We start from the raw sequence: 22,300 nt of genomic DNA, 5'->3' as shown, positions 1-22,300 counted from the left end.
TGGAGACAGTATCGAAGAAAGTTGGTGCACGTGTGGGTAGAACGATTGCCATCGCCAATCAAAAGGGCGGTGTAGGAAAAACAACTTCATCAGTTAATTTAAGTGCCTGTCTTGCTTATCTCGGCAAGAAAGTGCTGTTAATAGATATCGATCCACAAGGCAATGCGACGAGCGGCGTCGGCATCAATAAAGGGGATGTCGATCAATGCATCTATGAAATCCTCATTGACGATGTGGATGTCAAAGACACGATCATGGAGACGAAAGTCGAAAATCTCCATGTGGTGCCGGCGACGATTTCACTGGCCGGTGCGGAAATTGAATTGGTCTCGACCATTTCACGTGAAGCACGGCTGAAAAATGCCTTGGCAGAAGTAAAGGATTTATATGATTACATCATCATCGATTGTCCGCCGTCACTTGGCCTGCTGACCTTGAATTCCTTGACCGCTTCAGACGGAATTATTATTCCAGTACAATGTGAATATTATGCTCTAGAAGGTTTAAGCCAATTATTGAGCACGGTCCGGTTGGTCCAAAAACACTTGAACGATGATCTAATGATCGATGGGGTGCTGCTGACGATGTACGATGCGCGGACCAATCTGGGCATGCAAGTCATCGAAGAAGTGAAGAAATACTTCCAGGACAAAGTGTATGACACGGTCGTACCGCGCAATGTCCGCTTGAGCGAGGCCCCGAGTCACGGAGAGCCAATCATCATCTATGATCCGAAGTCCAGAGGCGCAGAAGTTTATCTAGAATTGGCGAAGGAAGTGATTCGTAATGGCTAAAGGGTTGGGAAAAGGCATCAACGCGTTGTTTCCTGGAGAAACAGCCAACGAAACGGATAAGGTAATCCAGATCAAATTGATCGATATAAAGGAAAATCCTCATCAACCGCGCAAAGTGTTCGACCAGCAAGCGCTTGAGGAACTGGCCGAATCGATTCGTGAGCATGGCATCCTGCAGCCCGTCGTGGTGCGCAAAAAAGGCGCGAAATTTGAATTGGTCGTCGGCGAACGCCGCTTCCGTGCGGCGAAACTGTGCAAATTGAAGGAAGTACCCGCCATCGTAAAAGAGTTCAACGAGCAGCAGATGATGGAACTGGCGATTCTTGAAAACTTGCAACGTGAGGATCTGACGCCGATTGAAGAAGCGGAAGCTTATCAGAAACTCATGGATACATTGAATTTGACGCAAGAGCAATTGGCTTTCCGCCTCGGCAAAAGCCGCCCGCACATCACCAACCATATCCGCTTATTGACTTTGCCGAAAGATGTGCGTGAGCTCATTTCGGATAAAAAACTGTCGATGGGGCATGGGCGTACTTTGCTCGGCCTGCGCAGCAAAAAGGCTATTTCCGAGACGGCGTACAAGGCGGTCAAAGAAGGCTTGAATGTCCGTCAATTGGAGAATCTGGTTCAGCGCTTGAACGATGATGTTCCACGTGAAACACCAGAAAAGAAAAAGGATATCTTTATAGAAGAAAAACAATCCGAGCTGCGTGACCGTTTCGGGACGAATGTCCAGATCAAAAAACGGAAGAACAAGGGCAAGATCGAAATCGAGTTTTTCTCGGAAGATGATTTGGAGCGAATATTGGATTTGTTGAAATGACCGTATAGCCGGCGCCATGTGTAAACGTGCGCTTATTTGAATGAACCGTTCAATCGGGGTGAAGACAGCCTATTTTCCGGGACCGGGAAATAGGCGTTTCTTTGAAGCGGGAGAAACAAAGGGGCGCAATAATCCTGCAACAAGGCAGCTGGAAGATGGCTTTTGGAACTTGATAAAAAGAGGGAGAAGAGCCGGACGCTCTACTGATTCCGAAGCACGGAAAGGAAGGAGCTCGAATATGGTTCTTTGGGGAACATTGGTCAACGCGATTTTAATCGTCGCAGGAACACTGATCGGCCGGGCATTGCGCAATATTCCCGACAGGATGAAAGAGACGGTCATGTATGTCATCGGGCTCGTAGTCGTCGTATTGGGCTTGCAGATGGGCTTTGAGAGCCAGAATTTCATCATCGTCATCATCAGCCTCGTGCTTGGCGCGGTCATCGGCGAATGGGCGCGGCTTGAGGATAAATTGAATGCATTCGGCCGTTGGATTGAACGGATGCTCGGCACGAAAGAAAGCCAGGGAAGCCTGGCGCAGGGATTTGTCACAGCGACGCTGATTTTTGTCATCGGCGCGATGGGTATCATCGGCGCGTTGGAGAGCGGACTCAGCAATGAACACGGCGTCCTTGTATCAAAAGGCATTATCGATGGCTTTACGTCGATCATTCTTGCCTCAACGCTCGGCATCGGGGTGATGATTTCGGCGATTCCGGTATTCGTCTACCAAGGCTTGATCGCGTTATTCGCCACACAGATCAGCTTGCTTATCCCAGAAGCGGCGCTCGACTTGTTCATCACCGAAATGACCGCGACCGGCGGGGTGATGATCGCGGCGATCGGCCTGAATTTGATGGGAATTACCAAAATCCGCGTAGCGAACTTACTGCCGGGGATCATTGTAGTTGCGTTTCTTGTCACGGCCGTGTTTAAATTCAATCTGATGTAAGTAATTAAAGAAGGTGTAGACGTGTTTTTTGAAAGAAGCGTAGTGGAGAGATTCGTCAATCAGATGACAACGAAGCTGCTCGATGAGGAGATGTGGGTGAACATTTCCGGAACAGCGTTGCGTGTCGTATTAATCGCTGTCGGTGCCTATGTATTGACGCGCATCTTGCGGGTCATCATCCGCAAATCGTTTTCGGTCCGTTTGAAGGGGCCGATCAAGACGAATGGGCGGCGTCATCAAACTTTATCGAAGTTATTGGAAAACATCGTTACATATGTCATTGGATTCATGGCGCTGGTCGCCATACTCGCAGCATTCTCGGTCAACATCAGCGGGATCATCGCCGGTGCCGGGGTGGTCGGGCTGGCGGTCGGTTTCGGCGCACAGAACCTGGTGCGCGACGTCATCACCGGCTTCTTCATCATTTTTGAAGACCAATTTTCAGTCGGTGATTACGTCCGTATCAACCAAGCCGAAGGGACGGTCCAGGAAATCGGCTTGCGTACCACGAAAGTGCAGGCGTGGACCGGTGAGTTGTTCATCTTCCCGAACGGCACGGTTACAGAAGTCGTCAACTTCTCGCTTCACAATTCGATTGCGGTCGTGGATTTGAGCGTGTCACATGATTCCGACCTGGCGAAAGTGGAGCGCTTGATCCTGGAATTTCTGGAAACGGTGCAGCCCACGTACGAAGAAGTCATCAGCCCAGCCGAACTGCTCGGCGTGCAGAACATGACGGCGACGGAAGTGGTCATGCGCTTGACGGCAGAAACCTTGCCGATGCAACATTTTGCCGTCTCCCGCAGAATGCGCCGTGATTTGAAGGAATTCCTCGACCAGCGCGGCGTCGAATTGCCATATCCTCGCATGGTGGTCATGCACCGCGAGCCCGGCGATCCGGCCGTAATGAATGCGAATAAATGATGGGGGGATGCAGCCATGGAAATGAAGGAATTCGGGCTGAACGATATTGTCGAGATGAAAAAAGGGCATCCATGCGGGGCGAACGCCTGGAAAATTATCCGCATGGGCGCCGACATCCGCATCAAATGTGAAGGCTGCCAGCATAGCGTCATGCTGCCGCGGGCCGAGTTCAATAAAAAAATGAAAAAGGTATTGGTGAAAGCCGAGGCGGAATGAACGATGGACATTTCCGCCTCCTCTTTCTATAATGGAATGGTTGCAAAATTTGTGAGCGAAAAAGAAAGGTCGTGAATCCTTTGGCATTAACTGCAGGGATTGTAGGATTACCAAACGTGGGGAAATCCACATTATTCAACGCTATTACGAAAGCGGGCGCCGAAGCGGCGAACTACCCGTTCTGTACGATAGATCCAAACGTCGGCATCGTCGAAGTGCCTGATGAGCGCCTCGATAAATTGACGGAATTGGTCGAACCGAAAAAGACCATCCCGACGGCGTTCGAATTCACGGACATTGCCGGTATCGTCAAAGGCGCCAGTAAAGGGGAAGGGCTCGGGAATAAATTTCTGGCCCATATCCGCGAAGTGGATGCCATCACCCAAGTGGTCCGCTGTTTCGCCGATGACAATATCACACACGTCTCAGGCGGCGTGGATCCGGTATCGGACATCGAAGTCATCAATCTCGAACTCGTACTTGCGGATATGGAAAGTATCGAAAAGCGCATCGCGCGCAATGCGAAACTATTGAAGCAAAAAGACAAAGACGCTGTCGCAGAGGAGCCGGTCCTGGCGAAACTTCGCGAAGCTTTCGAGAACGGCAAATTGGCCCGTTCGATCGACTTCACGGAAGATGAGCTGAAAATCGCAAAAGGCTTGAATCTGTTGACGCTCAAGCCGATGTTGTACGTAGCGAACGTATCGGAAGATGAAATTGCCGATGCGGAGAGCAACGAATACGTCCAGCAAGTGCGCGATTACGCGGCGGGACACGATTCCGACGTCATCGTCGTATGTGCGAAGATCGAAGAGGAAATGGCAGAGCTTGACGAGGAAGAGAAAGAAATGTTCCTCGAAGAACTCGGCATCGAAGAATCAGGGCTTGATCAATTGGTCAAAGCCGCTTACAATTTGCTCGGACTCGCCACATACTTCACCGCCGGCGTGCAGGAAGTGCGGGCATGGACATTCAAAAAAGGCATGAAAGCCCCGCAATGTGCGGGCATCATCCACTCCGACTTCGAGCGCGGCTTTATTCGCGCCGAAACCGTTGCCTATGAAGATCTGGTGGAAGCCGGTTCGATGGCAGCAGCGAAAGAAGCCGGAAAAGTGCGCCAGGAAGGCAAGGAATACCTTGTCAAAGACGGCGATGTCATGCTCTTCAGATTCAATGTATAAGGCTTATGCCTAAACGTTTAGTGCCAGAGACAGCCATGGAAACAAGTTAAGAATTGATTGGCTGCTGGAAAAGAATACCGAACCGGGTGCTTTTTGAGCATCCGGTTTTTTATGAGGAGGGAAACGAATGTATTTATTCGCATACGGCACCTTGAAAAGGGGCGGCAAATACCATTTCTACCTGGAAGAAGCGGAGTTGGTGGAAGAACGCGTGACGATCTCGGGAAGCTTATACGACACAGGGCTGGGCTATCCGGCGCTGGCGCTGGCTGGAGACGATGTCATCCAGGGAGAGCTTTACGATATCCCTGAGGTCCTGTGGCCGGCGATCAACGATCTGGAGGATTATTCGGGAGATGCCAAAAAGGATCTATACGACCGCCTGACGATCGATGTCGAAACCGCACGTGGCACGAAAAAAGCGATTGTCTATACGGCGAAAGCGGAGCGATTGTTGAAGGAATATATCCCGGAAGGCGTATGGGATGTGGAACGGTCGTTTGTGAAATAAACAGCAAAAAGAAGGCTATTAGTCAGATGTTAAATTAAAAACTGATCATCTTTTCGACATTCAAAAATCAATGACCTGTTTAATTATTTGGAGAAGCGTTTGCTCGACTCCTGTGGGACTAGCGGGTTTGAGAGACCCCGCAGTGAATGATTAAGCGAAGCATCGCTGAGCCTAATCATTTGCGACACATCTGCTTACAGATGTGAGAGCACACGATTTTCGCAGCGAACGAGGAGGCTCGATTCCCGCCCCACGGAAAGCGAGCAATAAGCTTCGGAAAATACATCTACTTTACTTGCTCGACAACCTGAGAAGGCACAACAGAAAATCTGCTGTGCCTTCTTTTTTTATTTGCACGGAACCTGCCATTCATTCATCTAGCATTGGATAGCTGGAATAGACGTGGAGGCGGGGGAGCTTCGGGTCGTCCAGTATCCACGCATCGTTCGGTTCCTTGCGCAGTTCACGGTACATAAGGAAATCGCCGAACGCGCCGGCTGTCAGCATGGCGCCGAGCAGGACAAGTACTTGATCGCCGAGCCAAAAGCCGATGACGGTCGGCAGAACGGCTGTCGTCCAAAATGGCAATAGCAAGACCGCCCGCATGGCCCGGTTTTTCACGGGCTGATCGCTTGTCGCATAGGCGATGCCCAGTTTCAGGTTTAGGCCATATTGCAGCGACGACACTGGCACCTTGCCGAAGGCGACAAAGCCGATCAAATGGAATAATTCGTGCAGCACGATCAATAATGCATAACCGCCTACAAAATAAGCGATGCCGAACAGCGAAAAGCCGAATGACAGCGGTTCGCGGAATAACTGGTAGGCGAGCGCAAAGGCGATGACGAGCACTATATTGAACCACAGCGCTTTCGGTGCGATTTCCTCTATATTCAAATCGATGATTCTATGCGGTTTCACGTGGAACACATCCCCAAATTTGATGCTTACAGTATAGCCCAAATTACAGCTTGCCGGAAGCCTCAGCATATGCTACAATATGTTGATGTGAGTAATATTTATGATTGCTTGCTCCTTGCCCGCTGGAAACAGCAGGGCCCAAGTCCATAAGGAGGTGACAATACGATGAGAGAATACGAACTAATGTACATTGTACGCCCGAACATTGAAGAGGACGCGAAGAAAGCGCTAGTTGAGCGTTTCAGCGAAATCCTGACTTCTAACGGTGCGGAAATCATCGAGTCGAAAGAATGGGGTAAACGCCGTTTGGCTTATGAAATCAATGATTTCAAAGAAGGTTTCTACCAGATCGTGAAAGCGAACGCTGGATCTGAAGCTATCAACGAGTTTACACGTCTTGCGAACATCAATGAAGACATTATCCGCCACATCGCTGTACGCCAAGACGTATAAGATAAGCGGAATACTGATAATACACGACTTGAAGAAGGAGGTTGAATTCTGATGATCAACCGGGTTGTATTGGTCGGAAGACTGACAAAAGATCCTGATCTTCGCTACACGCCAAGCGGGGCGGCAGTGGCCCGTTTTACACTTGCTGTAAACCGGACATTCTCCAATGCGCAAGGTGAACGCGAAGCGGATTTTATCAATTGTACCGTTTGGCGCAAGCAGGCTGAAAACACAGCGAATTTCCTTAAAAAAGGAAGCCTCGCCGGTGTTGAAGGCCGCATTCAGACTGGCAGCTACGAGGGTCAGGATGGTAAGCGGGTTTATACGACAGAAGTGGTGGCGGACAGCGTTCAATTCCTTGAACCGAAAAGCGCCAATTCCGGAGATCGTTCGAACGATCGCTCGTATGGGCAGCAGCCGTCTTATCAACAGAACCAACCGTCTAGTCCAAGTCAGCATAACAACACTCGTGTAGATGACGATCCGTTCTCAAGCGGAAGCGGGAAGATCGAAGTTTCGGATGACGATCTGCCGTTCTAAACCAGGCGCCCATCAGCGAAAAGAAATCTGAAGATGAGGGAGGTAATTCGATATGGCACCACGTCGCGGAGGCAAGAAGCGTAAAAAGGTTTGTTATTTCACTTCAAACAACATTACACGCATCGACTACAAAGACACTGATTTGCTTAAGAAATTCATTTCTGAGCGAGGCAAAATTTTGCCACGTCGTGTTACGGGCACAAGCGCTAAATGGCAACGTCGTTTGACGATTGCAGTTAAACGCGCTCGTATCATGGCACTTCTACCGTTCGTAGCGGAAGATAAATAAGATTGTTCAAAGAGGCCGGGAAACCGGCCTCTTTTTTATATGCTTTGGGAAATTGACCGGCGGGAGTTAAGTTAGTGAGCAGAATAGCTAAGACTGCACTGCAAAACTTACAACTGATTTGGCAGAAATAAAAAGGAGTGAGTGGAAAAGCTTCCGCTTTTCGACTGCGTTGCAGGGGGCTGCTTGCCGTGGGGCGGGTGTTGAGCCAACGTGCCAAAGAGCGCGGCACGTTTGTCTCGCCAGCCCGCGCGGTCCCACAGGCGTCAGCCCCTTCCACTACGTCTTTATTTTTAGAGCGGAAAGCCGTTCCTTCAGCACACACAAATGAATATGTGGAGATGCATCTCGTTTTAACGTTCACTTCATCCAGGGTCATAGAGACAGTCGACCGTTTCGATTTACTGAAAGGAATATGCTTCTTCTTGCTTCAAGCAAATTATTGCCAAACCCTCCTTCTCGGGAAGCGATTCCCCCGCCAGCCGGCAACTGATTACAGAAGTAGACCTATCTATTCATGCTCGAGACATTGAAATCTCCAAGCCGTCCAGCGCCAAGGGTGAGCCGATGCCGTAAGACAGGCGTTCTTCCTGGCTTATGGCAAGAGGCCAACCCAAAGCCGGGAGGCGAACCGTAAGATGAAGCCCAAGTAGACTGCTGAAACAGTTCAACACACAAAATCTGACTATCTCCTTCACCCTTTCCTTGGGAAGCGATTTCCCCGCTAGCCGGCAACTCTTTATAGAAGCAGTTCGGATTAAACGCACCCCAATCAATGAAATCTCCAAGCCGTCCAGCGCCAAGGGTGAGCCGATGCCGTAAGACAGGTGCTCTTCCTGGCTTATGGCAGGAGGCCAACCCAAAGCCGGGCGGCGAATAGAAAGATGAAGCCCAAGTAGACTGCTGAAACAGTTCAACACACAAAATCTGACTATCTCCTTCACCCTTTCCTTGGGAAGCGATTTCCCTGCTAGCCGGAAACTGATTACAGAAGTAGACCTATCTAATCATGCTCGAGACATTGAAATCTCCAAGCCGTCCAGCGCCAAGGGTGAGCCGATGCCGTAAGACAGGCGTTCTTCCTGGCTTATGGCAAGAGGCCAACCCAAAGCCGGGCGGCGAATAGAAAGATGAAGCCCAAGTAGACTGCTGAAACGCTTCGACACCTAAACTCTCACTATCTTCTTGAACCTTGCCGCAGGAAGCGATTTCCATATTTGATTTCCATCGACCATTTCCATCCATCGGCGAATCAGCGATACTGATTTTCTATAGGCGGCCAACGCCAGAGGGCAGGAACTTTTTTCTTCTCGAAACGAAGCGATAGGTGTACAGTGAGGCAACCTCCCTTTTTTGTTCGGGGGCTTGAATCATGGTACAATTATACGGATGAAATAAACCCGAAAGAAGATGAAAAACGCAGATATGCCTAACCAAAAGACACGTCAATTGACGAATGGAGCCATGATGACGGCGCTGTTTGCCGTCTTATTGGCTGTTTCTGTATATGTACCGGTGCTGAGTTTGATCAGTACTTTGTTTTTGGCATTGCCGATTGCTTGGTATAGCGCCAAGTATCCGGTGAAGGCGTCGGCGCTGGTCGCAGTGGTCGGGGCCGTGTTAAGCTTTCTGATCGGCGGATTGCTGTCTTTGCCTTTGGCGTTGATCCACATTCCGCTGGGGCTTGTGGTCGGGCTGTCGATCCAGTATAAAAAAAGCAAGTTGTTCATGTTCATGGGTTCGAGCATCGTGCTGCTGGTGTCATTGATGGTGCAGTATGTGGCAGCGATCGCCTTGTTCGGCATCAACTTCCTTGAGGAATTCATGGCGACGATGCGCAGTTTATATGAACAGGCGGGAACGTGGCTTGAGCGGCTTGGATCGGAATCGACACAGGAATACGAGGAGCTTGTCGCGCAGTTCATGCTGACGTTCGAGACCTTGCTGCCGACATTATTGGTCTTATCGGTCTTTACGACGGTTTGGGTCTTGCTGTTGATCCTGCTGCCGATTTTGAAACGGGTCGGCGTTGCGGTACCGAAATTCCCGCCGTTCCGCGAGATGCGCTTGCCGAAAAGCGTGCTATGGTATTATTTGATCGTCATTTTGGTATCTTTGCTGTCGGATTTTGAGCAAGGGACCATGGCGTATTTGATTTTCGCGAATGCCTCGATGCTTCTGCAGTTTTTGCTGTTTTTGCAGGGGGTATCGTTCTATCATTTCTATATCCACCAAGAGGGCTGGCCCCGCTGGGTGATGGTTGTTGTGACGGTTCTTGCATTTCCTTTGCAGTCGTTTACGAGCATCATCGGGATTTTGGATCTCGGCTTCGACATCAGGGGCTGGATCAAGCGGGCGCACGAGTTTAAAGGAAAGTAAGGAGCTGAAGAGAAATGTCGGCTTTTTTCAGGAAACGTAACCTAAGATACCCATTGCTGGCATTGCTGGCTCTTGGAATGGCCGCTGTCATCCTCATCTCCCTGTGGTCGGAATGGGGCGCGGGCATTTTCGCCATCCTCTACGGGGCGGCGATCACCTCGGCGTGGGTACTGGAAAAACGCAACTATGAAGAGACCGAAAAGCATATCGAAACACTGTCTTACCGAATGAAGAAAGTCGGGGAGGAAGCATTGCTCGAGATGCCGATCGGGATTTTGCTGGTCAATGAAAACCAGCAGGTCGAATGGGCCAACCCTTATATCACCTCGGCGCTCGATTACGAGACCTTGATCGGGGAATCGATTTACAGTTTATCCGAGGATTTCAACCAATTGATCAAATCCACGGAATCGAATGAAATGGTCATTACGCTAGAAGGCCGCAAATATCGCGTCTATTACCGCGCGGATGACCGCTTGTTCTACTTGTTCGATATTACCGAGCAAGTGGAGATCGAAACTTTATACCATGCGGACCGGACCGTCATCGGCATCCTGTTCATCGACAATTACGATGAATTGTCGCAAGGGATGGACGATCAGGTACGCAGCAACTTGAATAGCCTCGTAACCTCCCTGATCAACCGGTGGGGCGCCGATAACGGCATTTTCGTGAAGCGGATTTCCTCGGACCGCTTTATGGCCGTATTCAATGAATCGATCCTCCAACAATTGGAGGAAACCAAATTCACCGTGCTCGATGACATCCGGGAAGTGACCGCGAAAGACAATATGGCACTGACACTGAGCATCGGGGTCGGGGCGGGTTCCGCTTCCTTGATCGAACTGGGGGCCATGGCGCAGTCGGGGCTCGATCTGGTGCTTGGGCGCGGCGGCGACCAAGTGGCGATCAAGCATCCGAGCGGCAAGGTCAAATTCTACGGAGGCAAAACCAACCCCGTCGAAAAACGCACGAGAGTCCGCGCACGCGTCATTTCGCATGCGCTTCGTGATTTGATCCAGGAAAGCGACCAAGTCTTTGTCATGGGCCATAAAATGCCCGATATGGACTCGATCGGCGCCGCGGTCGGCGTCGCCAAAATGGCGGAAATGAACCGCGTCAAAGGCCGCATCGTCATCGATTTCGATGAATACGACCGCAGTGTCATGCGCTTGATGGAAGAAATCGAAAGCGATCCCGACTTGTTCGAGCGTTTCATTACCCCGGAAGAGGCAATATCGGAAATGACCGAGCATTCGCTGCTCGTCGTGGTCGATACGCATAAACCGTCGATGGTCATCGATGAACGCCTGCTCCAGCGAATGGAGCGCGTCGTGTTGATCGACCATCACAGAAGAGGCGAGGAATTCATCACCAATACGATGCTCGTCTATATGGAGCCGTACGCCTCGTCCACGGCGGAGCTCGTGACCGAATTGATCGAATACCAGCCGAAACATGAGAAATTGACGATGCTCGAAGCGACAGCAATGCTTGCCGGAATCATCGTCGACACGAAAAGCTTTACGCTGCGTACCGGTGCCAGGACCTTTGAAGCGGCATCGTACCTGCGTTCGAACGGTGCCGATACCGTGCTCGTCCAGCGCTTGCTGAAAGAAGATCTCGATACGTATATCGAGCGGGCGAAAATCGTCCAGAGCGTGGAATTCGTCGGCGACGGCATCGCCATCGCAAAAGGCGAGCCGGGGCGCATCTACAGCCCGGTATTGATCGCACAGACGGCGGACATCCTGCTGACGATGAAAGACGTCAACGCGTCGTTTGTCATCGCAGAACGAACGGAAGGCGGCGTCGGCATCAGCGCCCGTTCGCTCGGCGAAGTCAACGTGCAAGTCATCATGGAAAATCTCGGCGGCGGAGGCCATTTAACGAATGCGGCCACGCAAATGCCGGATGCAACACTCGAAGAAGCGGTCGAACAATTAAAGGCCGTATTAACGGAAAATGATGAAGGAGGATCTGAAGAATGAAAGTGATTTTCTTGAAAGACGTAAAAAATGTAGGCAAAAAAGGCGATATCAAAAACGTGGCGGACGGCTACGCGCACAACTTCCTGTTGAAAAACAATTTGGCAGTGGAAGCGGACCAGGCAGCGATGAGCAAACTCGCGGGCCAGCAGAAGAAACAGGAGAAAGAAGCCGAGCAGGAGCTTGACGAAGCGAAAGCGCTGAAAGAAAAACTTGAAGCGCTGACGGTCGAATTGACGGCGAAGTCCGGAGAGGGCGGCCGCCTGTTCGGCTCGATCACTTCAAAGCAGATCGCCAAGGAACTCGAGAAGAAACACGGCCATAAAATCGACAAGCGCAAAATGGAGCTCGATGACGCCATACGCGCGCTTGGCTACACGAATGTGCCGGTGAAATTGCACCAAGATGTAACCGCGACACTTCGCGTGCACGTGACTGAAGAAGCGTAAGGAGAATAGATTATGAACGAATCGATAGACCGCGTCCCGCCGCATAACCAGGAAGCTGAGCAATCCGTCATCGGAGCCATTTTCCTGGAGCCACAGGCACTGGTTTCCGTTGCGGAAATCGTCATGCCGGAGGATTTCTACCGCGTTGCCCACCAGAAAATTTTCCAGACGATGATCGATTTGACGGACCGCGGCAAAGCGGTTGATTTGGTCACGGTGACAGAAGAGCTATCGGTTAAGAAAGAGCTGGAAGATGTCGGCGGCTTATCCTATCTGACCGAGATCGCCAATGCGGTGCCGACAGCCGCAAACGTCGGGCATTATGCCCATATCGTGGAAGAGAAAGCCTTATTGCGCCGCCTCATCCGGGTGGCCACCACCATCGTCGAAGACGGCTTTACGCGCGAAGACGAAGTGGAAGCTTTGCTTGCCGAAGCGGAGAAGAAAATGATGGAAGTGTCGAGCCGCAAAAACGCGGGCGACTTCATCCATATTAAAGATGTATTGGTAAAAACCTACGACAACATCGAGCTCTTGCATACGCGTAAAGGCGACGTCACGGGAATTCCGACCGGTTTCCGGGATCTGGACAAAGTGACCGCAGGCTTTCAACGCAACGATTTGATCATCGTCGCAGCCCGCCCGTCCGTCGGTAAGACGGCATTCGCCTTGAACGTCGCCCAAAACGTCGCGACCAAAGCGGATGAAAATGTCGCGATCTTCAGTTTGGAGATGGGGGCAGAGCAGCTAGTCATGCGGATGCTTTGCGCGGAAGGCAATATCGACGCCCAAGTCATGAGGACCGGCGCCTTGCAGAATGAAGACTGGCGCAAGCTGACGATGGCGATGGGCAGTCTATCCAACGCCGGCATTTTCATCGACGACACGCCGGGTATCCGCGTCAACGATATCCGAGCGAAATGCCGCCGTCTCAAGCAGGAATACGGCCTCGGCATGATCATGATCGATTATTTGCAGCTCATCCAGGGCCCGGGCAAGGCCGGCGAGAACCGCCAGCAGGAAGTATCCGATATTTCCCGTTCCTTAAAAGGGCTCGCGCGTGAACTCGAAGTCCCGGTCATCGCCTTGTCGCAGCTATCCCGTGGGGTTGAGCAGCGGCAAGACAAACGGCCGATGATGTCCGATTTGCGTGAATCCGGATCGATCGAGCAAGATGCCGATATCGTGTCGTTTTTATACCGTGAAGATTATTATGACAAAGAAACCGAAGACCAGAACATGATTGAAATCATCATCGCCAAGCAGCGGAACGGCCCGACCGGCACCGTCAAACTGGCGTTTGTGAAGGAATACAATAAGTTCGTCACCATCGATTGGGCTGACCATGAAGGCGGCGGCGATTTCTAGAAGATCTATTAAACACGAACATTAAATGCATGCATGCATTTTGATGTTCGTGTTTTCTTCGGTTTTATATTGACGCCGAAACGCTCTATTGGTACAATAAAGACTGTTTGAAACAGGGCGACAAGCCTAACGGAGGTGCGGACGATGACATCAGTCGTAGTAGTAGGAACGCAATGGGGAGACGAAGGAAAAGGGAAAATCACGGATTTTCTATCGGAACACGCAGAAGTAATCGCGCGTTACCAAGGCGGCAACAACGCCGGCCACACAATCATTTTTGGCGGCGAAACGTATAAATTGCATTTGATTCCATCGGGGATTTTCTATAAAGATAAAACATCGGTTATCGGCAACGGCATGGTTGTCGACCCGAAAGCGCTTGTGCAGGAGCTGAAAGGCCTTCACGACCGCGGGGTATCGACAGAGAACTTGCGCATCTCCAACCGCGCACACGTCATTTTGCCTTACCACATCAAGCAAGACGAAGTGGAAGAAGCGCGTCGCGGCGCCAACAAGATCGGCACGACCGGAAAAGGCATCGGGCCTGCGTATATGGACAAAGCGGCACGTGTCGGAATCCGCATCGCAGATTTGCTGGACCATGTTGTGTTCGAAGAGAAATTGCGCATGAACTTGAAAGAGAAAAACCGCATGTTCGAGAAATTCTATGAGACAGAAGGCTTCACCGTCGAAGAAATCATGGAAGAGTACTACCAATACGGCCAGGAAATCGCACAATATGTGACCGATACATCGAAAGTGCTGAACGATGCCTTTGATGCCGGCCGCCGCGTCTTGTTCGAAGGCGCACAAGGCGTCATGCTCGATATCGACCAAGGAACTTACCCGTTCGTCACATCCTCCAACCCGGTAGCGGGCGGTGTCACGATCGGGGCAGGTGTAGGCCCGACGAATATTTCACACGTCATCGGCGTCTGCAAAGCCTATACATCACGCGTCGGCGACGGACCGTTCCCGACGGAATTGTTCGATGAAGTCGGCGACAAAATCCGCACAGTCGGTAAAGAGTTCGGTACGACAACAGGACGCCCGCGCCGCATCGGCTGGTTCGACAGCGTCGTCGTACGCCATGCGCGCCGCGTCAGTGGATTGACGGATTTGACCGTCAACTCGATCGACGTCTTGACGGGGCTTGATACGGTGAAAATCTGTACGGCTTACCGCTATCAAGGCGAATTGATCACGGAATACCCAGCGAACTTGCGCATGCTCGCAGACTGCGAACCGGTCTATGAAGAAATGCCGGGCTGGTCTGAAGACGTTACATCTTGCAAATCGCTCGATGAGTTGCCGGAAAACGCGCGCCATTACTTGGAGCGCATCTCGCAATTGACAGGCGTCCAAATCTCGATTTTCTCTGTCGGGCCGGACCGCAACCAGACAAACATCGTCAAAAGCGTTTGGCGTTAAGCGAATACCCACAAGCCACTGCCTCTTTATTAAGAGAGCGGTGGCTTTTTTGCGTTTGCTACAAATTCGCCATAAATTCAAAGACCGTCTCAGGCGCTTTATGTGCTTTATGACAATAAGGTCACAGAAAATGATGAATAAATGGGGAAAAAGGGCAAAAATCATAAGTTTTTTGCCTTCATTTGTAGAATTAAAGAAAATAATGACTATAAATGGATAATACTGTATGGCACATAACACTTCTGTAACAATGAGTTTATCTGGTGAGCTTTGGAAAAGGGATGTGGTAGAGTGGGGAAGTTGAAAAAACGGAAGACCCCGCGATGGGAGTAAGAAAGGAGCACGACACGCACCATGAACGCGAAACACCAGAACCATGACCAATTGAAACTGCGCAAATGGAAAATCGGGACCGCCCTCGTGTTGGCTGCCAGTGCATTCGGCGCCAACACGATTTTTGCCGAACCGAATGAACCGCAACACCTGGAGCCGGTTTATCATATATATCACGACAAAAGTTACCTCGGCGCTGTCTCGGACGATGCGCCGATCGATGCATTGATCGACGAGAAACTAAAAACGGCCTCGGGCGACTATGATCATTTGCGCCTTGCGCCAAGTGAAGGGCTGAATATTTTAACCGAACAAGCCGTAGCTTCCAGCCGGACAGACGATGAAGCCGTCATCAATCAGCTGGACGAGCAATTAGAGGTGAAGGCCGAAGCATTCGCCCTGCAAGTCGACGGAGAAGCGGCGGTTTACGTAAAAGACCGAAAAGCCTATGAAGAAACCGTCCGGCTCATGAAAGAAACGGCATTATCGGAAGAAGAACTCAAGCAATTCGGCGAGCAGCAAGACGAGGCGGAACTGCCCGAGCTGAAAGCCGGCGAATCGCGCATCACCAGCATTTCCTTCTCGGAACCGGTCAACGGCTTATCGAAACAGATCGACCCGAAACAAGTGATGGAGCCGAAACAAGCCGCGAAGCATGTGACGGAGGAGCTCGGCGTGGACGTGCTCGTCAATAAAGCCGAAAAAGCTTTGAAGAAAATGCCGTACGAAACGGTCGAGAAAGACAGCAAGGACGTCTATATCGGCGAAACGGAAGTCGGCCAAAAAGGCAAGCGCGGCGAAAAAGCGGTGAGTTACGCTGTACGCGAAGTTAACGGCGAACGCGTCGGCCGTTCCGAAACGAGGGAGAAAATCCTGAAAGAGCCGGTCGACAAGATCATCCTCGAAGGCGACAAGAAATTGCCGGGCGTCGGCACAGGCGAATTCACGTGGCCGGCAGACGGCGGCTACGTGTCGAGCAAGAAAGGCCAGCGCTGGGGGCGTGCCCATAAAGGCATCGACATCGCGCGGCCCGATACGCTTGATATCGTCTCGGCAGACCACGGGACGGTGACCAAAGCGGGGGCAGCCGGCACATTCGGCAACCGCGTCGTCGTCGACCATAAGAACGGCTATGAGACGATCTATGCGCATCTGTCGTCGATTGACGTCAAGGTGGGCGATAAAGTGTCCCCGCATACGAAACTCGGCGATATGGGGACGACAGGTCGCTCTACAGGCATCCACCTGCATTTCGAGCTTTCCTATAAAGGCCAGGACCGCGACCCATTGGATTATGTGAAGAAATAAACGATCAAGAAGCTGCCAGCTAGCTGGGAGCTTTTTTTATGTGTACTTCAAATAGATAGCTTGTGGGATAGTTTGAAAGGGTTGATTAGAAAAGCTTCCGCTCTTCGACTGCGTTTCAGGGGCACGCTTTCCGGAGGGCTCGCATTGAGCCGCTTCGTCGCTACGCTCCTGCAGGGTCTCAATTGTCTCGCTAATCCTCCCGGAGTCGGCCCCTTTCACTCCGTCTCCAGTTTTAGAAGGAGAGCGAATTTCTTCTTCCCATTTAACAGAAAACATGAAAATACTTCATATTTTGTAGCTCACAACATGCAGATCAAAGGAAATACGATTTTCAGTCCTCATCTTCTAACAAGATATTCGATTCAAACACCTATCAGTCAGACACCGAATCTCAGGAAGCGATTCCCCAACTAGCCGGCAACTGACTACAGAGGCTGAACTGCCTAAACACATTCGACTCAATGAAATCTTTAAGCCGCCCAGCGTAAAAGGGTGAGCCGATGCCGTAAGACAGGTGTTCTTCCTGGCTTATGGCAGGAGGCCAACCCAAAGCAGGGCGGCGAAGACCAATAAGATGCTTAATTAACACGCAGAAACATGTCTACACGAAATCCCTCGCTATCATCGCCAGGCTTTTACGCCTCTAGAACCCGTTCGCCGCTGAGCCCTGCTGGGACCACCCAAAGGTGCGAAATGGTTGAAATAATGATAAAGTAAAGGATAGCAAAGAATGTCAAAACGGCTAGGTACATGTGGAACAATTGGGACGCAGAGGGGGAGAAGATAGATGAATAAAACGATATTGGTTGTGGATGATGAGAAGCCGATCGCGGACATCCTGCAATTTAATTTGAAAAAAGAAGGCTTTAATGTGGTAGTGGCTTATGATGGCGATGAGGCGATCAAAGTGGCGGAAGAGATCCAGCCGGACTTGATGCTGCTCGACATCATGCTGCCGAACCGCGATGGCATGGAAGTGTGCCGGGAAGTGCGCAAGAAGTTCGATTTTCCGATCATCATGCTGACGGCGAAGGACTCAGAGATCGACAAAGTGCTCGGGCTTGAGCTCGGGGCGGATGATTATGTCACGAAGCCGTTTTCGACGCGTGAATTGATTGCGCGCGTCAAAGCGAATCTGAGGCGCCAGAACGTCGTGCCGGCAGAAGAGGAAGGCGCAGGCTCGAACGACATCCAGGTGGGGGCGTTGACAATCCAGCCGGATGCATATTTGGTGTTGAAGCGCGAAGAGACGATCGAATTGACCCATCGCGAATTCGAGCTTTTGCATTATTTGGCGAAGCATATCGGGCAAGTGATGACACGTGAACATTTGCTGCAGACGGTATGGGGCTATGATTATTTCGGCGATGTGCGGACAGTGGACGTCACGATTCGCCGCTTGCGTGAAAAAATCGAGGACAATCCGAGTCACCCGGCGTGGATCGTGACGCGTCGCGGCGTCGGCTACTACCTGCGGAACCCTGAACAGGAGTAAGTTGAATGCTGAAAACCAGTTTTTTTAAGTCGATCCATGTGAAATTTGTGCTGATTTATATTTTGCTGATCCTGCTGGCGATGCAGATCATCGGCCTTTATTTCTCCGAACAGCTCGAAGGAACGCTGCGCGGGAATTTCGAGGATTCGATTAGAGACCGGATGGAAATCATCGAATTCAGCGTACGGGAGGAAATGATCCGCAACCGGACCGATGAGGATCTGACCGTCGAGCAGAGCTTGCGGTCGGTCCTTTCTAATTTTAATTCGCAGGACATCAATGAAATCCGCGTCGTAGACAACCGCTACCGGATTTTAGGGACGTCTCTCGGCGAGAACCAGTCGCTGGTCGGCCAGCGTTCGACAGACGACCAGATCCGCCGCTCCATCATTGGGGAGACCCCATTGGAACAAACTTACGTGGATGGAAGCCTTGAAGAGCGGGTATGGGTCCGAACCTTGCCGATCACGGCGGTCGGAGGCGAGATGCTCGGCACCTTGTACGTCAAGGCGGAAGTCGAGAACGTCTATGACCAGATGGATACCATCAACTCGATTTTGCTGGTTGGGACAGCCATTTCCCTGGTCATCACGGCTGTGCTTGGCGTATTGGTTGCGCAGACGATCTCACGGCCGATCGCAGATATGCGCAGGCAGGCACAGGCGATGGCAAAAGGCAATTTCTCGCGTAAAGTTCGCGTGTACAGCGAAGATGAAATCGGCCAGCTTGCCCGGGCCTTTAACCATTTGACGAACCGGCTGCAGGAATCCCAGCAGTCGACGGAAAGCGAGCGGCGAAAACTCGCTTCGGTGCTTGCCAATATGACAGACGGTGTCCTATCGACCGACCGCAGAGGGCGCATCATCTTGATCAACGAACCGGCTTTGCATCTATTGAATGTTTCACGTGAAACAGTCATCAACCGGCCGGTCACCACGGTGCTCGGCCTGGACGAATCCTATACATTCGAAGACTTGATCGACATGCGCGATGCGATCACGCTTGATATCAGCTCGCAAGATCAAGCGACGCTTCTGCGGACGACTTTCTCGGTCATCCAAAAAGAGACCGGGTTTGTCAACGGCTTGATCGCCGTCCTGCACGATAATACGGAGCAGGAGAAGATCGATATGGAGCGCCGTGAATTCGTGGCGAACGTATCGCATGAACTGCGGACACCGCTTACGACAATGCGCAGCTATTTGGAGGCGCTCGCCGATGGTGCCTGGCAGGATCCGGATCTCGCGCCGAATTTCCTGAATGTGACGCAAACCGAAACCGAGCGGATGATCCGCCTCGTCAACGATTTGCTGAAACTGTCGAAGATGGATTCCAGCGAAGCGGACTTGAGCCGCGAAATGGTCGAATTCGGCGTCTTCTTCAATCGCATCATCGACCGTTTTGAAATGTCGAAATCACAGAATGTGTCGTTCGAACGCAACGTGCCGAAAGCGCAGTATTTCGTGGAAATCGATACCGATAAATTGACGCAAGTCATCGATAATATCATTTCCAATGCCTTGAAATATTCACCGGAGGGCGGCAAGATCCGCTTTTCTGTCCGTGAGGCTGAAGGCGAATTGCTCGTCTCGATCAGCGATGAAGGGATGGGCATCCCGAAAGAAAACGTCGACCGCATTTTCGACCGCTTCTACCGCGTCGACCGTGCGCGTTCGCGCGCCATGGGCGGAACGGGGCTGGGCCTTGCGATTTCAAAGGAAATGATCAATGCCCACGGCGGCAAAATTTGGGCAGAAAGCCAGTACGGCAAAGGGACTTCAATTTATTTCACCTTGCCATATGAAATCGATGATGGAGGTGAATGGGATTGAAATATTTGGAGCATGTAAAATCCGTTGCCTTATTTCTCCTGATCCTGCTCAGCCTGGCGCTGACTTTCACCATTTGGACGTTCACCCCATCGCTCCAGGAGATTGAAACCCCTACACAAGTGGATGTTTCGATCGGGGATAAACGCAGTGCGGATGAAGTCGTCCGCCCGGTGAAAGTGCTGTATCACCACGAAGATAAAGTGACCGGCACGTTCTCCCGGGCCGACATCGAGGCAATGCTGGAAACCATCCAGCAATGGACAATTTCCGATGTCCAGCTATTCGAAGAAGAGGCAGGCCCTGAAGTGCTGAAGCAATATTTACAAGAGCCGGGGCGCACCGTGCTGTATTATCCGGGTGCCGTGCCGTTTCCGGTGTTCGACGTCATCATGGACATCACCGACAATAACTTGCCGGAATCGACCTTTAACCGCGTCGTCGTGGAATGGGGGTCAGAGGATGACCCTGATTCCGTCATTTACTTCATCAATACCGGTTCCGGCCGGATTTATGAAGCACAAGTAGCGGAAACGGAGCTATTGGCCTTCCGCGGCGATTATGTGCAACAATCGGAAGAATATGACCGGTATGTTACAGACCCAGATGTTGGCATCTTGCCGATATTCGTGCCGGAAGGACCGGTAGAGAGAACGAGCTTTGATTACCTGCTAGAGGAAACTTCGGCTTCCACTTTTGCGGACGCCATCATGGACAGCCCGACCGCTAAGTTTGCGGGAGATCTGCAAAGTGAGGAATTCACGGACGATTCGGGTGCCATCATGCGCGAATTGGAAAGCCAGAAAAGCATCAATTATGTCCAGCCAAAAGCAGAAACGTCCGACCCTGCGATTCCGTCCGATCTCGTCTTCAACTCGGTCAATTTCGTCAACGAACATGGCGGATGGACCGACCAATATGTCTATTTCGGCATGAAATCGGCCAACCAGCAAATCAGCTATCAATTGTTCTTCGACGGCTCGCCTGTCTTCAGCAATACGACGGCCGTGAGCCTTGACGTCGAGTGGGGCCTGTACAACGGTGTCGAGCAGGCGTTCCGCTACAGCCGACCGACCTATTTGCTCGATTCAGTGGCAGAAACCCGCACGGTGGAGATGGCGTCCGGCGAAACGGTCCTGAAAGCTTTGTCACGGCTCGATATGGACTTATCGACGATCGAAGGGGTGGCGATCGGCTACGAATTGACTGAGGAAGAACCCTTGATTACGTTCCAACCGGCTTGGTATTATAAATCGAATGGCAAATGGACACGGCTATCTGACGAATCGGTAGGAGGGGTGAAACTTGGATTGGAGTAAAACAAAAACCATTTTCATCATCGTCTTTTCGATCCTGAATGTTTTCTTATATTCGCTTTATATCGACCGCTACACGGAAGCGGAACGGATCGAGCTGCTTCCGGAATCGACCATCGATGAAAAATTGCGCGGCGATAATATTACCTATTCGGCCCTGCCGGATTCATCGGAAGATAAACCGTATGTACGGGGCGAATCGAAATCGTTCGCCGAAACCGAACTCGACATCGACGGCATCGTCAATGTCCTGGAAGACCGCATGTTGCAAGTCACATATGAGGAACCGGTCGCCATCGAAGGCGAGAAAGAGGAAGCCCTTCAGGCATTCATTGAAGAGGAAGTCCCTGAAAGTTCGGAATATACATTGTGGAAAATCGATGAAGACCAGAACCAGGCTGTCTTTTTCCAGCAGATCACTGGCATTCCGCTATTCCACAGCAAAGGCGGCCAGTTGACCGTGTTCTGGGACGAGAACGATGTGATCATCGGATTCGAGCAGACTTTATTCAACAATATCATCGAAAATGAAGAACAGAAGAAATTGATCACGCCGCTTCAGGCAATCCATACCTTGTATCAGAAGAGCCTGCTTGAGACCAACAGCCGCATTGTGGAAGCCGAGCTTGGCTACTCGACGCATGTGCAGGTGTCGGAGAACCGGCAGATGTTCGTTCCGACCTGGCGCATCCGCGTGAAGGATTCAGACGGTGAGGAAGCGGATCATTTCGTCAATGCCATCAAGGACGGTGTCATTGAACTGAACAAACAGAACGAGGAAACAGCAGAGTAAGGAGATT

21 protein-coding genes are annotated in these 22,300 nt (G+C 51.2%); 20 read left to right on the top strand and 1 reads right to left on the bottom strand.

From position 1 onward, the window contains the following. Positions 1-32: 32 nt before the first annotated feature. The 7 genes from BBI15_RS16170 (at position 33) to BBI15_RS16140 (ending at position 5,404) form a co-directional block, all read left to right on the top strand. Positions 33-794, top strand: coding sequence for a ParA family protein (locus BBI15_RS16170; protein WP_068872643.1), 762 nt, complete (start codon positions 33-35; stop codon positions 792-794). Then, positions 787-1,620 carry a ParB/RepB/Spo0J family partition protein gene (locus BBI15_RS16165; RefSeq protein WP_068871161.1) on the top strand — a complete coding sequence of 278 codons (834 nt, stop codon included), beginning with the start codon at positions 787-789 and terminating at the stop codon, positions 1,618-1,620. Before BBI15_RS16170 ends, BBI15_RS16165 begins: the two co-directional genes overlap by 8 nt. 238 nt (positions 1,621-1,858) lie before the next feature. Next, positions 1,859-2,572 (top strand): DUF554 domain-containing protein, encoded by a 714-nt coding sequence (locus BBI15_RS16160; protein ID WP_068871159.1) that lies wholly within the window; start codon positions 1,859-1,861, stop codon positions 2,570-2,572. Positions 2,573-2,593: 21 nt separating this feature from the next. Beyond that, positions 2,594-3,496: a mechanosensitive ion channel family protein gene (locus BBI15_RS16155; protein WP_335645694.1), complete on the top strand. Its 903-nt coding sequence runs from the start codon at positions 2,594-2,596 to the stop codon at positions 3,494-3,496. Between the two features lie 15 nt (positions 3,497-3,511). Continuing rightward, the gene (locus BBI15_RS16150; protein ID WP_068871157.1) at positions 3,512-3,712 is read left to right on the top strand and encodes a DUF951 domain-containing protein; all 201 of its coding nucleotides are present in this window, start codon (positions 3,512-3,514) and stop codon (positions 3,710-3,712) included. Between the two features lie 80 nt (positions 3,713-3,792). Continuing rightward, positions 3,793-4,893 carry a redox-regulated ATPase YchF gene (gene ychF, locus BBI15_RS16145; RefSeq protein ID WP_068872641.1) on the top strand — a complete coding sequence of 367 codons (1,101 nt, stop codon included), beginning with the start codon at positions 3,793-3,795 and terminating at the stop codon, positions 4,891-4,893. A 127-nt stretch (positions 4,894-5,020) separates the two neighbouring features. After that, a complete protein-coding gene (locus tag BBI15_RS16140; protein WP_068871155.1) occupies positions 5,021-5,404 on the top strand; it encodes a gamma-glutamylcyclotransferase family protein in 384 nt (127 codons plus the stop codon). A gap of 369 nt (positions 5,405-5,773) precedes the next feature. Here BBI15_RS16140 and BBI15_RS16135 read toward each other — a convergent pair whose 3' ends face one another. Continuing rightward, entirely contained in the window at positions 5,774-6,325 is a 552-nt protein-coding gene (locus tag BBI15_RS16135; RefSeq protein ID WP_068872640.1) for a DUF3267 domain-containing protein, read from the bottom strand. Positions 6,326-6,490: 165 nt separating this feature from the next. Here BBI15_RS16135 and rpsF point away from each other — a divergent pair, with 165 nt between their 5' ends. The 13 genes from rpsF to BBI15_RS16060 all read left to right on the top strand — a co-directional run bounded on the left by rpsF (position 6,491) and on the right by BBI15_RS16060 (position 22,293). Then, the gene (gene rpsF, locus BBI15_RS16130; protein WP_068871153.1) at positions 6,491-6,778 is read left to right on the top strand and encodes a 30S ribosomal protein S6; all 288 of its coding nucleotides are present in this window, start codon (positions 6,491-6,493) and stop codon (positions 6,776-6,778) included. 51 nt (positions 6,779-6,829) lie between these two features. After that, positions 6,830-7,318: a single-stranded DNA-binding protein gene (gene ssb, locus BBI15_RS16125; protein WP_068871151.1), complete on the top strand. Its 489-nt coding sequence runs from the start codon at positions 6,830-6,832 to the stop codon at positions 7,316-7,318. Between the two features lie 52 nt (positions 7,319-7,370). After that, positions 7,371-7,607: a 30S ribosomal protein S18 gene (rpsR, locus tag BBI15_RS16120; RefSeq protein ID WP_068871149.1), complete on the top strand. Its 237-nt coding sequence runs from the start codon at positions 7,371-7,373 to the stop codon at positions 7,605-7,607. A 1,422-nt stretch (positions 7,608-9,029) separates the two neighbouring features. Further along, complete coding sequence (locus BBI15_RS16110; protein WP_068872639.1) at positions 9,030-9,983, top strand: YybS family protein; 954 nt, start codon at positions 9,030-9,032, stop codon at positions 9,981-9,983. Positions 9,984-9,997: 14 nt separating this feature from the next. After that, a complete protein-coding gene (locus tag BBI15_RS16105; protein WP_068871145.1) occupies positions 9,998-11,974 on the top strand; it encodes a DHH family phosphoesterase in 1,977 nt (658 codons plus the stop codon). Continuing rightward, complete coding sequence (rplI, locus tag BBI15_RS16100; RefSeq protein WP_068871143.1) at positions 11,971-12,420, top strand: 50S ribosomal protein L9; 450 nt, start codon at positions 11,971-11,973, stop codon at positions 12,418-12,420. The genes BBI15_RS16105 and rplI overlap by 4 nt, the downstream gene beginning before the upstream one ends. A gap of 12 nt (positions 12,421-12,432) precedes the next feature. Next, a complete protein-coding gene (dnaB, locus tag BBI15_RS16095) occupies positions 12,433-13,788 on the top strand; it encodes a replicative DNA helicase (protein WP_068871142.1) in 1,356 nt (451 codons plus the stop codon). A gap of 144 nt (positions 13,789-13,932) precedes the next feature. Beyond that, complete coding sequence (locus BBI15_RS16090; protein ID WP_068871140.1) at positions 13,933-15,219, top strand: adenylosuccinate synthase; 1,287 nt, start codon at positions 13,933-13,935, stop codon at positions 15,217-15,219. A 354-nt stretch (positions 15,220-15,573) separates the two neighbouring features. Further along, positions 15,574-16,860 carry a M23 family metallopeptidase gene (locus tag BBI15_RS16085; RefSeq protein ID WP_068871138.1) on the top strand — a complete coding sequence of 429 codons (1,287 nt, stop codon included), beginning with the start codon at positions 15,574-15,576 and terminating at the stop codon, positions 16,858-16,860. Between the two features lie 787 nt (positions 16,861-17,647). Then, positions 17,648-18,355 (top strand): response regulator YycF, encoded by a 708-nt coding sequence (yycF, locus tag BBI15_RS16075; protein WP_068871134.1) that lies wholly within the window; start codon positions 17,648-17,650, stop codon positions 18,353-18,355. A 5-nt stretch (positions 18,356-18,360) separates the two neighbouring features. Beyond that, positions 18,361-20,187 carry a cell wall metabolism sensor histidine kinase WalK gene (gene walK, locus BBI15_RS16070; RefSeq protein WP_068871132.1) on the top strand — a complete coding sequence of 609 codons (1,827 nt, stop codon included), beginning with the start codon at positions 18,361-18,363 and terminating at the stop codon, positions 20,185-20,187. After that, positions 20,178-21,503, top strand: coding sequence for a YycH family regulatory protein (locus BBI15_RS16065; protein ID WP_237150888.1), 1,326 nt, complete (start codon positions 20,178-20,180; stop codon positions 21,501-21,503). Before walK ends, BBI15_RS16065 begins: the two co-directional genes overlap by 10 nt. After that, on the top strand, positions 21,490-22,293 hold the full coding sequence (locus tag BBI15_RS16060; RefSeq protein WP_068871130.1) for a two-component system regulatory protein YycI: 804 nt from the start codon (positions 21,490-21,492) through the stop codon (positions 22,291-22,293). The genes BBI15_RS16065 and BBI15_RS16060 overlap by 14 nt, the downstream gene beginning before the upstream one ends. Positions 22,294-22,300: the final 7 nt, after the last annotated feature.

The sequence above is a fragment of the Planococcus plakortidis genome (genome assembly GCF_001687605.2).
GTDB classification, from domain to species: Bacteria; Bacillota; Bacilli; order Bacillales_A; family Planococcaceae; genus Planococcus; species Planococcus plakortidis.
The sequence above is the reverse complement of the archived record's forward strand: the minus strand, read 5'-3'. Positions and strand labels throughout refer to the sequence as shown.